Below are 13889 nucleotides of genomic sequence, written 5' to 3'. Positions count from 1 at the left end.
ATAAAAAAGCTTCAGAACATAGAATGCGCTGAAGCCTTGATTTTACTGGTGGTCCCACCTGGGCTCGAACCAGGGACCCCTTGATTATGAGTCAAGTGCTCTAACCAGCTGAGCTATAGGACCAGTCCATAATTTTACTTATGGGTGCGCAAATTTAGATAAATCTCTGTTATGTGCCAAACATTTTTTTAAATTAGTGGATACCTAACATTCAATCCTTTGAAGATAAAGCACTTCCTTTAAAAATTTACTCTATTTCTTGGCAAAGCTCGATTAAAACTCCGTTGGCATCTTTGGGATGTATAAAGGCTATCAACTTATTATCCGCGCCCTTTTTCGGTTCTTCATTTAAAAGTCGAAAACCTTTATTTTTTAGCCTAAGTATCTCAGATTGGATATCATCTACCGCAAAAGCGATATGATGCATGCCTTCCCCTCTTTTCAAAATAGATTTTGCAATCGCACTATCGGCTGAAGTTGCTGCTAATAATTCGATCTTACTTTCTCCTATTTCAAAAAACGAAGTATTTACGCCCTCAGCTAAAACCGCTTCAGTTTTATAATTTTGCTTTCCCATTAAAGCTTCATAAGTTTTATTGGCCGCTTCTAGATCACTAACGGCAATACCTATATGTTCAATCTTTTTCATTATAAATTATTTAAAATCCATCCTAATTTCAGTAAGTTTACTAAGAGCAACTCAATGAGGAATTTAATTAATAAATTACTTTTTATACTGAGACATCCATAAGCACATGCAATCTCAATTATCGAGCAAAGATTCAACTAAAATAATTATTCTTATCTTCAATAAATCTACAGCTAAGTTTAAAGTACTATTTTTGCAACATGGAAACAAATAGACAGAAAAAAATAGGAGGCGTACTGCAAAAGGATCTGGCCGAAATTGTAAATAATTTTTTAAGAGATGCCGGAATTAATGGAATTTTAATTTCTGTTTCTAAAGTTAAAGTAACAACAGATCTTAGTATAGCCAAAGCATACCTTAGTGTTTTTCCGCAAAAACATGCCGAGGAGATTTTAAAAGAATTAAACGAAGTAAAGTATAAGATAAAGCATGAGATGGCGATGCGTACCAAAAATCAGTTACGCAAAATGCCAGATTTGAGCTTTTTTATAGACGACTCTTTAGAATATATTGAAAATATAGATAAATCACTACAAGGCAAGGAAGACCCAATTAACAATCCAGATCTTTTGGAGCGTAGGAAAAAGTCGTAAACTTGAGATTCCCTTTATACATCGCCAAGCGTTACCTGTTTTCTAAAAGCAGCAATAATGCAATTAATATAATCACCATTATTGCAGCTATTGGTGTTTTTGCTGGTGCTTTTTCTCTATTTATTGTTTTATCTGGATTTTCTGGCTTACGGGAATTTAGTCTTGCTTTCTCTAATGAATTTGATCCTGACTTAAAAGTTATTCCAAAAAAAGGAAAAACGATTGCTTTTTCTAAAACAAAAGAAGCAGATTTTAATAAAATTGAAGGTATAGCCAATTATACAAAAACAATTGAAGAGCGGGTTATTTTAGAATATCAGGAAAAGACAGCCTGGGCATTTATAAAAGGTGTGGATGAGCGTTACCAACAGGTCACACAAATCGATAGTTCGGTAGATGGTACTTGGTTTACTTCTTCCGAGCCTCAGGTGGTGATTGGCGCAGATATTTCCAGAAAATTAAATCCCGGAATATTTAATTATAATCACTTAATGCGATTGATAGTTCCCAAACCGGGGAAAGGACAAGTTACCAATCCTACTGATGCATTCAACCAAAAAAATGTTATCGTAAGTGGGATCTACAATATCAATTCAGACCTCAACGGAAAATACGTTTTTTCTAATATTAGTTTTGCCCAAAGTCTCCTAAACTTAGATGAAAATACATATAGTGCCATAGAAATTAAAATGTCTGCGGAAGCTGATGAAGAAATTCTAAAAGAGAATATTCTGAAGTTTTTTGGCGATAATGTTGAAATTAAGACTCGTGCTCAATTAAATGAAGTACTCTATAAAATGCTGAATACCGAGAATTTGGCGGTTTATTTAATTTTCACCCTCGTCCTAATTATCGCGCTTTTCAACGTTGTGGGATCGATTATCATGGTGATCTTAGATAAAAAAAATAATATAAAAACACTGCAAAGTTTGGGTGCAACTCCTAAACAAATAAAGAATATCTTCTTTACGCAAGGCATGTTGATGTGCACTATTGGTGGTGGAATCGGACTTTTGTTTTCTCTTATTCTTATCTACCTGCAAATGCAATTTGATTTGGTAATGATCACTCCAAGCCTTCCTTACCCTGTAAGTATCGAGATTAGTAATATTTTAACAGTTATTCTTACGATAGGAATTTTAGGATTATTTGCTTCTTTTTTGGCTGCGAGTAGAAGCAAAAAAGCACTAGCGGAATAGTTAATAATATAAGCTTACGGTTAACATTTAGAAGAAAAACCACCGCTTTCAGCTTTTAACAAAAAAGACCAGTAAATTATACAATATTAATCTTCCCTAGTCTATCTTTTATTCTCTACATTCTAATCTATCAGTGGAGATCTAATTTTTTATTACTAGCCAAACTCGTAGCCCGCAAAATCTCTCTCTACTTCATCAAAAGCTTTAAAAACATCAACAGAGTCATCGCTGGTAACCATTTTCATACGATATTCCTTAAAATGAGGAATTCCCTTAAAATAGTTAGTATAATGCCTTCTAGTTTCAAAAACACCAAGCTTCTCTCCTTTCCAATCTATAGACATCTGTAGGTGTCTTCTCGCAGCTTCTACACGCTCCTGCAATGTTGGTGGCGCTAAATGTTCTCCGGTTTTAAAATAATGCTTTACTTCTCTAAAAAACCATGGATAACCAATGCTTGCCCTACCAATCATCGCCCCATCTAAGCCATATTTATCGCGCATTTCCATAGCTCTTTCAGGAGTATCAACATCTCCATTTCCAAAAACCGGAATATGCATACGCGGATTATTCTTAACCTCAGCAATCGGTTTCCAATCGGCTTCACCTTTATACATTTGTGCTCTGGTACGACCGTGGATAGAAATTGCTTTACAGCCAACATCTTGTAAACGTTCTGCTACTTCTAGAATTTTAATCGAATCGTGATCCCAACCTAAACGCGTCTTAACCGTTACAGGCAAATTGGTATGCTTAACCATAGCTTCGGTTAGGGAAACCATTAGATCTACATCTTTTAAAATCCCGGCACCGGCACCCTTAGATACCACTTTCTTTACCGGGCATCCAAAATTAATATCTATAATATCTGGGCCCGATTTTTCTACAATCTCAACCGATTGTAGCATGCTCTCTAGATTCGCACCAAAAATCTGAATACCAACAGGCCGCTCTTTCTCGTAAATATCTAGCTTCATGGTGCTTTTGGCGGCATCGCGTATTAAGCCTTCAGAAGAGATAAATTCGGTATACACGACATCAGCCCCCTCTTCTTTACACAAGGCTCTAAAAGGTGGATCACTCACATCTTCCATTGGTGCTAACAACAATGGAAACTCTCCTACATCTATATCTCCTATTTTCGCCACAGTCTTTTATTTTTAGAAAGTGCAAAATTAGTAAATAAGATTGAAGTATTTAAAATTCAATTAAACTACCTTTTTTTCAAGCGTTTAAAGACTATCACCGAAAGATTTTTTTCTATTAAGGAACCTAGATCGTAATTTTTACAGCGATTACTTCAGAAAAACAATAGTCAAAAATCGATAATTTCAGCAGTGATTTTTAATGATCTTGCACTAAAAAAACTAATCTAAAACATTTCTTTCCTTAAGTCTGGTTTCTTCATCTGCATTAATCGCGCGGCTGTTATCATTTAATCTGAAATTTCCGAAGTTGTAACGTACACTGAAGGTAACTTTTCTAGTTTCAGAAATTGCATAAAATCCGTTATCTTGATTTAAATACTGACTTTGTAATGGGATATTCATGGTTCTAAAAAGATCTTCAGCATTTATAGCCACTGAAATTTTCTTGTTCATAAAACTTTTTCGCAAACCGATATCTAAACCAAACTGAGGATCTTCGTATTTGTAAGATCCCGCCAGGATATTAGGAAGAAAATACGTGTTTATATTTCCGCTGAAATTACCATCACTACCAAAATAGAAATAGTTCGCTATGTTTAAAAAAGTACTAAAAGTGTCGATCTTGGAAGTTTCAGCAGTGCTTTCTAGTGCATAAAACTGATTCTCCATATAAAATGCTGAAACGTATCCGTAAAGATAGTACCAGTTGGTTATGTAATTGGCGTAAGTGATATCTAAGCTGAATTGCTGAGTATAATCTAAATTATCGTTTAAAGTCCTTAAAATTTGATTTTGGTTATCCTGAAATGCCAAAACTGAAGGTGAATTATCTACGCGATCCCAATATAAATCGAAGAATAAAAAGCTTTTATAAGAATAATTAAAATTGATCTTATTTGAAATTCCTGGTACTAAGGATGGATTTCCTTCTTTTACATTATTTTCGTTTATGTAATATTGAAATGGATTTAAACTTTGAAATCTTGGACGCTCGATTCTGCGGTTATATTCCAGGCTAATCGAATTTTCTTCTCCCAAACTCCGCATTGCATAAAAAGTTGGAAATAACTGAAAATAATCCTGGTCGTTTACAAGTCCGTTTTGTTCAGAAATCCCTGCAATATCAGTGTACTCCCCGCGTAAACCAGCCTTAAAACTCCATTTTTCCAAATCTTTAGAAGTACTAAAATAAGCGGCATAGATATTTTCTTCGTAATCTAAAGCATCAGATAATTCTGTATTAAAAACATTTTCAGCACCATTATAAAAATCTAATCCACTATTCGAAGTTATTCCAGAATATTTTAATCCGGTTTCTATAGGCAGATTTCCCATGTTTGCCGTAATATCTACCTGCCCGGTATAAATATCTGTATTTTGAAAGGCCTGAGTGAAAATCATATTATTTCTAATTTCGTCCCCATTACCGTCAAAATAAGTTGTGCTTAGATCCTGATCCTGATCATCGTCATACCGAATATAATTTGCCTGTGCCGATAATGCTGCGCCGTTGTCGCCTAAACTCGTGGAATAATCTGCATTGAATAATAGATTTTTAGATTCATTTTCTAATCGGCTATCGGTTGTAAATAAAGAATTTAAATTATCTGAAGGATCGTAAATATCTGTTCTTCCGTTTAGATCGGAATCATTTTTTGGCGTAAATAACAAATTGGCGCTTAAGCTCAATTTACTTTTTTCTGAAAGCGCAAAATCTAAGATCGTATTTAAGCTATGCCCATAGTCTTTAGTATCACGCTCAAAATCGCCTAACCAAGTGGAATTTTCAGTACCGTTCGGTTCAAAATAAGTGACATTACTTTCATCATTTTTATATATATTTTTTGCGTTGAAGTTATAACTGGCAAACGCATTTACATTATTACTCTTGTAATATTGGCTCGTACCAATGTTATATTTGGGAACAACAGCAATGGTATTAGAAGCATTTAAACTTCCCTTATAACCAATCGAAGGGTTTTTAGACATTACAATATTCAAAATAGCACCACCACCTTCGGCATCATATTTGGCTGGTGGCGTTGTAATTACCTCAACAGATTTTACACTCTCACCGCTTAAACCCGATAAAAGTTGTTCTAACTCTGAGGTTGTTAAATAAACTTTCCTGTCATTTATGTAAACGGTAGCTGGCCTGTTTTTCACCAATAATTGTCCCTGACTAACAATTACTCCAGGCGTTCGTTTTAAAATATCATAAGTGGTTAAACCGGAAAGTGATGAATTTTCTACATTAAAAGAAATTCGGTCTATTTTCCTTTCAATTTTGGGCTTTCTGGCAGTTACGGTAACTTCACCTAGATCGTCACTAGATTCTTGCATTATAATTTTACCGAGATTGGTATCGCCAGTAACTTCGATCTGCTTCAAGTATTCAGCATAACCTAAAAAACTAACTTTAAGAAGATAGGTGTTATCAGAAATTTCTTTGATAGAAAAACGTCCATCATCTTCAGAAACAACCCCTTTAACTACAGTGGTAGAATCTTCAGCATTCATTAAAATAACATTAGCAAAACTTATAGGTTCTTTATTTCCGTCTATCAAATAACCCCTAACTTCGTGCTGAGAAAATAAACGGTTAGATATAAATAAGACAAGCGTAAGAGATAGGTAGTGTGGTAGTTTGTTCATTCAAATTCTTTTAAATTGAAGATCAATAACAAATATATATTTTTACTCCTAATTACCTAATTACTAAAAGAATTCTTTAAAAATAATCTAATCAATTATAGCATCATATAGCACTTGTTGTATTTGCGTACGCGTATTTAAAGTATATAATCTGCGGTTTTCGCGGCTAGGTAAAACTCGATTTGATAGAAATACAAAAAGTAGATTTTGAGAAGGATCTACCCAAACCATTGTCCCGGTAAAGCCCGTATGCCCAAAACTAGCCGTACTGGCATCTTTAGCAGTATTATTTCCCGGCCCCGTATATTCTAAATTTGGCTTATCGAAAGCGATCGCACGACGGTTATTATTCTTTGGAAATTGCGTTTTTGTCCATTCTTTAAAAGTAGATTCTTCAATATATCGCTCTCCCCCATATTTTCCCATATTAAGATACATCTGCATTAGTTTTGCTAGATCATTTGCATTCGAAAATAATCCGGCGTTGGCAGAAACTCCTCCCATCATAATAGCACCTTCATCGTGAACACTCCCCTGGATAGCTTCATGTCTAAAATTGAAATCATTTTCTGTAGGAACAATTCTTGAAATTTCAAATTCTTCCATTGGTCGATATCCTAACGTGGTGGCTCCTAATTTCGAATAAAAATTTTTGTTTAAATACGTTCTATAATCTTCATTACTCAAATTTTTCACGATCTGCGGAAGCAAATAAAAAGCAAGCCCAGAATATTTATATTCAGCTTTTTCCTCTAGAGGCGACTTTTTAATGGCTTTATAAATTTTCTTTTTGTAATTACGATGCAACCACATATCATCACTAACTTTTATCGGAAATCGTGCTGAAGAATCCTTTTTAAACGTATTCCATTTATAGCTTCCATTCTTCCGTAGCGTATTTTGCCAATAAGCAATCCAGGGTTTGAATCTTGCCTGATGAGCTAAGATTTGCCGAAAAGAGATACCTTCCTTATTCGAATTTTTAAAGTAAGGCAGATAATCATCGATCCCATTTTCTAAACTAAATTTCCCTTGGTCGTGCAATTTCATTAATGCCGGTAAAGCAGAAGAAATTTTAGTTACTGAAGCCAGATCATATAAATCTGATAATTTTACTTTTACCGTATCGCTATATTTATGTAATCCATAAGCTTTTTGAAAAACAATTTTTTCATCTTTAGCCACTAAAACCACACCCCCGGGAATCGCCTTCGCATCCATTGCCTGTTGCATTAAAGAATCGATCTTATGCTGAAGAAAATCTGCAATCATACCGGCATCTTCCGGTGTGGTGTATGAAAATCTGATTTTTTCTGAAGTTTTTAAACCCTCACCGGCTTTAAATTTTTCACCCACACTTACCGGCAGTTGCCCATCAGCTTTAAATCCGCCAAAAATTAGTTGTGCTGTCTTTTGTTGCGTTAATTCTGAATCTTGATAGGCTTCAATTAAAACGGAAGCTTCTTCAATTTTATTGATCTTATTTAACGAATATGGATTTTTGAAAACACTAAAAATAGTATTTTCTTTTTGGGCAATTTCAGCAATAAATTTTAAAACCTGATCGGAATATCGAATTACATTTCTTGGAAACCGACTATGATCATGAAGTCCTGCAATAACCACGTTATAATTCTTTAATTTCTTTTTTACTGCGGAAATCTGACTGGCAGTTGCGTTATTTTTTAGCTGAAAATGATCGATTTTGGTATACCAGCCTAAACTTTTCTGAAATTCGGTTTGCTTTGCTGCTCCTATTGAAATACTTGCGATTTTTAAAGTATCTAACCTGCGAAGTGGAATCATTTCCTTATCATTCTTCAACACCGTTAGCGATTTTTCAACCAATTTCTGCTGAAGATAATTGGCGTACGAGTTATTCAGTTCTTTATCGATATTCGCAGTTTTTAATGGCTCGTATTTATTTAAACCAACCCATTGTTTTACTGCAAGCACTTTTCGGCATTTTTCATCAATATCGTTTTGAGAAATAATTCCCTGATGTATCGCTTTTCGAACTTCAGCAATAGCTTTGGGAACATCTTCAGTAAATTCTAATAAATCGTTGCCGGCAATAATGGCTTTTTTATCGACAACGCCGGGTTCATTTCCGGTAGTTACGCCTTTCATGTTCATAGCATCGGTTACGATCAAACCTTTAAAACCGAGTTTTTCTTTTAAGATTCCGCTAATAATCTTCTTAGATAAAGTTGAAGGCACTCCGCTACTATCCAGCGCCGGAATATTTAAGTGCGCCACCATGACGCCACCAATCCCAGCATCGATTAACTCTTTAAAAGGATACATTTCTAACGTATCCAATCTTGTAAAAGGATGATTTATTTGCGGTAGAGCTTTATGCGAATCGGTATCAGTATCGCCATGTCCCGGAAAATGCTTGGCAGTGGTTAAGATTTTTTGGTCCTGCATCCCTTTCATATAAGCAATTCCTTTTTCAGCTACTTTTTCTTTATTTTCACCAAAGCTTCGGTAATTGATCACCGGGTTGTTGGGATTGTTATTAACATCGACTACCGGAGCAAAATTCATGTGTAAACCTGTACGTTTTACCTGCCGTGCTACTTCTTCTCCCATTTTATACAATAACGTATCATCCTGAATTGCACCCAAAGCCATTTGATACGGAAAGCTAATTGTATTATCCAAACGCATGCCCAATCCCCATTCAGCATCGATAGCTCCTAAAAGCGGAACTTCAGAAACTAATTGATAATCGTTCATTAACTTCACCTGCTTTTTTGCCGTTCCTTGGAAGAAAATTAGTCCGCCGATCTTCTGTTCTTTAACCAGTTTTAAAATTTCTTCTTTATGTTTCGAATCTCGATTAGAATAGGCGGCTACCATGATAAGCTGGGCAATCCGCTGATTGGGAGTTAACTGTTCCATAACCGAATCTACCCATTTACTATTGGTATATTCTAAAAATTCAGGTTGTTCCTGTGCATAAGAATTCAGTTGAATTCCGCAGAAAATGATAGAGCTGAGTAGAAACTTTTTTATAGAAAATAATCGCATAGGGTTAGGTTTAAACTTTGATATAAATTTTCTTTTTGTCTAAGATATAAGCAATAAGCCACATTAGTATGAAAAATAACAACGCATATAAAAAAGATGCATTGTAAAAGGATATTATTTATAATAAATAACCTGTATTAATTCAATTAAATCTACAAAATTTAATAAAACAAAACATCTTAATTAAAATTTTACATTAAGTCTTTTCTAAACTAGATTTTTTATATACTTTTATTTTTCAGAAATTTAGTTTCTTGCAAGAAGAATTAAATTTTTAACGAAAGGCATAAAGACCTGACATTTTTTGACGAATATGAGTCTACATTTAAAGGATTTTCTAATTGAAGAAGCTCTTATCAAAGATATGAGCAATGTTGAGCGAAAAAAAGTACATCAAAAGACCAGAATCATAAAACATATGTTTCTAAATGGTGATACATCTAATGCAGAAATTTGCTCAAAATTTGGCATAAGTCTCCCAACTTCTATGGCCCTTGTTAACCAACTGCTAGAAGATGGCATGGTAATTAAAAAAGGGAGAGGAAAATCTGAAGGTGGTCGTAAACCCGATCTTTACGGATTAAAAGAACATTCCTTTTTTGTATTAAGTATACATATAGAGCGATTTAAAATAAAATTGGCTCTTATCGATAATAACCACAGTATTGTTAAAGAGGAGACTTTAGAAACACAAATTTCTCCAAATTCTAATATTGTAGATCTACTTTACGATTTCTCAGAAGAATTTTTAAAAGTATCAGAGGTAGATGATGCAAAAATAATGGGGGTAGGTATAAGTATGCCGGGATTAGTTTCTTCGGAAGAAGGAAAAAATTACACGTATTATTTAACCGAACAAGATCCTGCATCCCTTCGAGATAAATTCGAAACTAGATTTAAAAAACCAGTTGCGATTCTTAACGACGCAAAGAGTGCTTCTTTAGCTGAATTTCATTTTGGTTTGGCCAAAGACAAAGAAAATGTACTCGTAATTTCTATGGATTGGGGTGTTGGACTAGGAATTATTATGGGCGGAAAAATCCATTCTGGAGTTTCGGGTTTTGCCGGTGAATTTGGGCATATCCCAATGGTGGAAGACGGTATGTTATGCCACTGCGGAAAAAGAGGCTGTTTAGAAACAGAAGCCTCGGGTTTAGCATTGGTTAGAAAAGTAAAAGAAGGACTTCAGCAAGGGCAAACTTCAGTTTTAAATAGTCTTTCTCCACAAGCTTTAGAAAAATTAGAACCAGATACTATTGTAGAAGCGGCTAATAAGGGCGATCAATTCGCTATAAATTCACTTTCTGAAATAGGAATGAGTTTAGGAAAAGGAATCGCTATTCTTATTCAAATTTTTAATCCTGAATTAATTGTTCTTGAAGGAAAAATCGCCAAAGCAAAACAATTTATAACAACACCAATTCAGCAATCCATGAATATTTATTGCATGATGCAGCTGAAAGAAAAAACAAATATAGAATTATCGAATCTGGGAAATAATTCTAGCCTTTACGGTGGCACTATCGCTGTAATGGATAGTATTTTTAAAAATCAGATTTCAATTATAAAATCACATTTAAGTTAAAATAAATACCCATGGCCAGATTAAATCTCTTAGAAGAAACACGTTTTGAGAAGCTCCCCGTTAAAGTATATCAAGACGAGGAAACAGCATCTGTAAAAGTTGCAAAGCGTATTGCTAAGATCATCAAGAAAAAACAGGAAGAAGGTAAAAAAGCTGTTTTAGGTCTTGCTACTGGAGCTACTCCTGTAAAAGTATATGAAGAGCTTATTCGCCTTCACAAGGAAGATGGGCTTAGCTTCAAAAACGTTATCACTTTTAATCTGGACGAATATTACCCTATGCAGCCAGATGAAAACCAGAGCTACGTAAAGTTTATGGACGAGAATCTGTTTAATCATATTGATATTCCAAGAGAAAATATCAATATTCCAGATGGGACTCTAGATAAAGAAGATATCGCTGCATTTTGTTTACAGTATGAAAAAAAGATTACCGAAGTTGGCGGTTTAGATCTTCAGATTTTAGGTATTGGTAGAACAGGGCATATTGGTTTTAACGAGCCAGGATCTGCGCCCAATAGCGGTACACGTTTAGTAACGCTGGACGACCTAACAAGACGCGATGCCTCTCGTGATTTTGGTGGTAAAGAGAATGTACCTACTAAAGCCATAACCATGGGAATTGGTACTATCTTCAAAGCTCGCGAAATTATTTTGATGGCGTGGAGCAAAAAGAAAGCTTCAATTATTAAAAAGGCTGTTGAAGGTGAAATTTCTGGAAGCGTACCAGCAACCTACCTTCAATTAAACGATCATGTTGAATTTATTTTAGATGAAGATGCTGCTTCAGAATTAACAAGATTCGACACCCCTTGGCTAGTAAAAGACTGTAGCTGGGGTAAAGATCAAATTAAAAAAGCTGTGATTTGGTTATCTAATGCGGTTAATAAGCCAATCTTAAAATTAACCGACGAGGATTACAACAGCCACGGTATGGCGCAGCTAGCTACAGAAAAAGGGCCAGCTTACAACATAAATATCGACGTATTTAACCAATTACAACATACCATTACCGGATGGCCTGGTGGAAAACCAAACGCAGACGATACTCAGCGTCCAGAACGTGCCGAGCCTGCTAAAAAACGTTCGATAATATTTAGCCCACACCCAGATGACGATGTAATTTCTATGGGAGGTACTTTTATAAGATTGGTAGACCAGGGACACGATGTGCATGTGGCTTATCAAACTTCAGGAAATACCGCTGTTTGGGATACTGATGTATTACGTTATGTAGAATTTGCCATCGATTTTAATAAAAGCATTGGTGAAGATACTAGCAAGCTAAAAGAGATTTACAATAACTTCAATAAATTTATTGCTGAAAAACGTCCAAATGACATTGACCTCCGTGAGATCATGGATGTAAAAGGGTTTATTCGTAAAACTGAAGCTATTGCAGGTGCTCGTTATGCCGGTTTAAAAGACGAGAAGATTCATTTTATGGCTTTGCCGTTTTACGAAACTGGTAAGAAATTAAAAAGTCCGGTAACTGAAGAAGATGTGCAAATAACGATGAATTTACTTCAAAAAGTAAAACCGCATCAAATTTTTGCAGCCGGTGATTTTGCCGATCCACACGGTACACATGTAGTTTGTTTCAATATTATCATTGAAGCTATGAACAGACTTAGAGAAACGGAAGAATGGACTAAAGACTGCTGGTTATGGATGTATCGTGGTGCATGGCAGGAGTTTGATATGCACGATATCGAAATGGCTGTACCACTTTCTCCACAAGAAGTGGCTAGAAAACGTGAAGCTATATTTAAGCACCAGTCACAAAAAGATACTCCGGTATTCCCTGGGGATGACGAGCGCGAATTTTGGGTACGTGCCGAGGAACGTAACAGCGAAACAGCATTAGAATATCATAATCTTGGTTTAGCAAATTATGAAGCTATAGAAGCCTTTGTTAGATGGAAATTCTAGTTCTTTTCTAACCAATATTATGTATTTTGGTTAGAAATTGTGACCATGTACTATTATAGAAAATTTTTGATTTTAGTGGGTTTGGGTTTGATGATCTCATGTTCTTCAAACCCTTACCGAACTACCAATAAAGTTTATGCAAAAAAGGCGAAAGCCTATGCAAAAGAGCTTAGTAAGTTTCCGCTTGAAGAAACCCAGAACGACTCCGCACTCAATTATGGTGAGTATCCGGTGGGAACTACTAATTTTAATCTTCGACGCCCAAACTTTGTAGTGATCCATCATACCGCTCAGGATTCTACAATTCAAACACTAAATACGTTTACCATTCCAAAAACTCAGGTAAGTTCTCATTATTTAATTGGTGATGACGGAGAAGTTTTCCATATGCTCAACAATTACTATCGTGCCTGGCATGGTGGTATTGGCCAGTGGGGACACACTACAGATCTTAATTCCTCTTCAATAGGTATTGAACTTGATAATAACGGCAAAGAACCTTTTTCTGAAGCTCAAATTTCAAGCTTACTTGAAGTTTTAAAACAGCTAAAAGAAGACTATAAAATTCCTGCGGAAAACTTTATTGGCCATTTAGATATTGCTCCCGGAAGAAAAGTGGATCCTAGCGCCGATTTTCCCTGGGAACGTTTAGCTGAAGAAGGCTACGGAATATGGTATGATGAAGAAGCTATCGAAAATATTCAATTTGAAAATGAATTTTTCAAAGAAAATCCGTTGAAAATAGACAATATTGATCCTATTTTTAGCGAGCGAATCCCTATCCTTGATAAATTTTTATTTCCGAACGTAATTCCGGCTAATTTCGATATTGCTGAAGCTTTGAGAATTATAGGTTACAATGTTGACGATCTTGATGCGGCAATTAAAAGCTTTCAAATCCACTTTCTTCAGGAAAAAGAACATGTAGACGGCATTTTAAATGCTGAAGAAATTAAAATTCTTTATAATTTATATCGAAAATCGCTTTAGTTCGATTCAGACTTTATACCGCTTCGCTGTTAGAAAATAAACTAAAGAAGCAAGATTTAAGAGTCAAGAATCAGGATCAAATTATTTTGTATGCAAAATGCTG

Annotated in this window: 9 protein-coding genes and 1 tRNA gene; 5 read left to right on the top strand and 5 right to left on the bottom strand. The window is 35.2% G+C overall.

The window, feature by feature from the left end:
- Nucleotides 1-46: 46 nt before the first annotated feature.
- Nucleotides 47-123, bottom strand: a tRNA-Ile gene (locus PBT91_RS00135).
- Nucleotides 124-247: 124 nt separating this feature from the next.
- Complete coding sequence (mce, locus tag PBT91_RS00130; RefSeq protein ID WP_270059786.1) at nucleotides 248-649, bottom strand: methylmalonyl-CoA epimerase; 402 nt, start codon at nucleotides 647-649, stop codon at nucleotides 248-250.
- A gap of 200 nt (nucleotides 650-849) precedes the next feature.
- Here mce and rbfA point away from each other — a divergent pair, with 200 nt between their 5' ends.
- Nucleotides 850-1242, top strand: coding sequence for a 30S ribosome-binding factor RbfA (gene rbfA, locus PBT91_RS00125; protein WP_270059785.1), 393 nt, complete (start codon nucleotides 850-852; stop codon nucleotides 1240-1242).
- Between the two features lie 2 nt (nucleotides 1243-1244).
- Entirely contained in the window at nucleotides 1245-2441 is a 1197-nt protein-coding gene (locus PBT91_RS00120; protein WP_270059784.1) for an ABC transporter permease, read from the top strand.
- Nucleotides 2442-2596: 155 nt separating this feature from the next.
- Here the strand turns inward: PBT91_RS00120 and dusB are convergent, their stop codons facing one another.
- The 3 genes from dusB to PBT91_RS00105 form a co-directional block, all read right to left on the bottom strand.
- Nucleotides 2597-3589, bottom strand: coding sequence for a tRNA dihydrouridine synthase DusB (gene dusB / locus PBT91_RS00115; RefSeq protein WP_270059783.1), 993 nt, complete (start codon nucleotides 3587-3589; stop codon nucleotides 2597-2599).
- 219 nt (nucleotides 3590-3808) lie between these two features.
- Complete coding sequence (locus PBT91_RS00110) at nucleotides 3809-6244, bottom strand: outer membrane beta-barrel protein (RefSeq protein ID WP_270059782.1); 2436 nt, start codon at nucleotides 6242-6244, stop codon at nucleotides 3809-3811.
- 87 nt (nucleotides 6245-6331) lie between these two features.
- The gene (locus PBT91_RS00105; RefSeq protein ID WP_270059781.1) at nucleotides 6332-9280 is read right to left on the bottom strand and encodes a glycoside hydrolase family 3 N-terminal domain-containing protein; all 2949 of its coding nucleotides are present in this window, start codon (nucleotides 9278-9280) and stop codon (nucleotides 6332-6334) included.
- Between the two features lie 313 nt (nucleotides 9281-9593).
- Here PBT91_RS00105 and PBT91_RS00100 point away from each other — a divergent pair, with 313 nt between their 5' ends.
- From PBT91_RS00100 to PBT91_RS00090, 3 genes are read left to right on the top strand one after another with little or no spacing between them, the layout of a single operon-like run.
- Entirely contained in the window at nucleotides 9594-10865 is a 1272-nt protein-coding gene (locus PBT91_RS00100) for an ROK family transcriptional regulator (RefSeq protein WP_270059780.1), read from the top strand.
- Nucleotides 10866-10876: 11 nt separating this feature from the next.
- A complete protein-coding gene (gene nagB / locus PBT91_RS00095; RefSeq protein ID WP_270059779.1) occupies nucleotides 10877-12796 on the top strand; it encodes a glucosamine-6-phosphate deaminase in 1920 nt (639 codons plus the stop codon).
- A 45-nt stretch (nucleotides 12797-12841) separates the two neighbouring features.
- Complete coding sequence (locus tag PBT91_RS00090; RefSeq protein WP_270059778.1) at nucleotides 12842-13786, top strand: N-acetylmuramoyl-L-alanine amidase; 945 nt, start codon at nucleotides 12842-12844, stop codon at nucleotides 13784-13786.
- Nucleotides 13787-13889: the final 103 nt, after the last annotated feature.

The organism is Zunongwangia sp. HGR-M22 (assembly GCF_027594425.1).
Taxonomy (GTDB): domain Bacteria; phylum Bacteroidota; class Bacteroidia; order Flavobacteriales; family Flavobacteriaceae; genus Zunongwangia.
The sequence above is the reverse complement of the archived record's forward strand: the minus strand, read 5'-3'. Positions and strand labels throughout refer to the sequence as shown.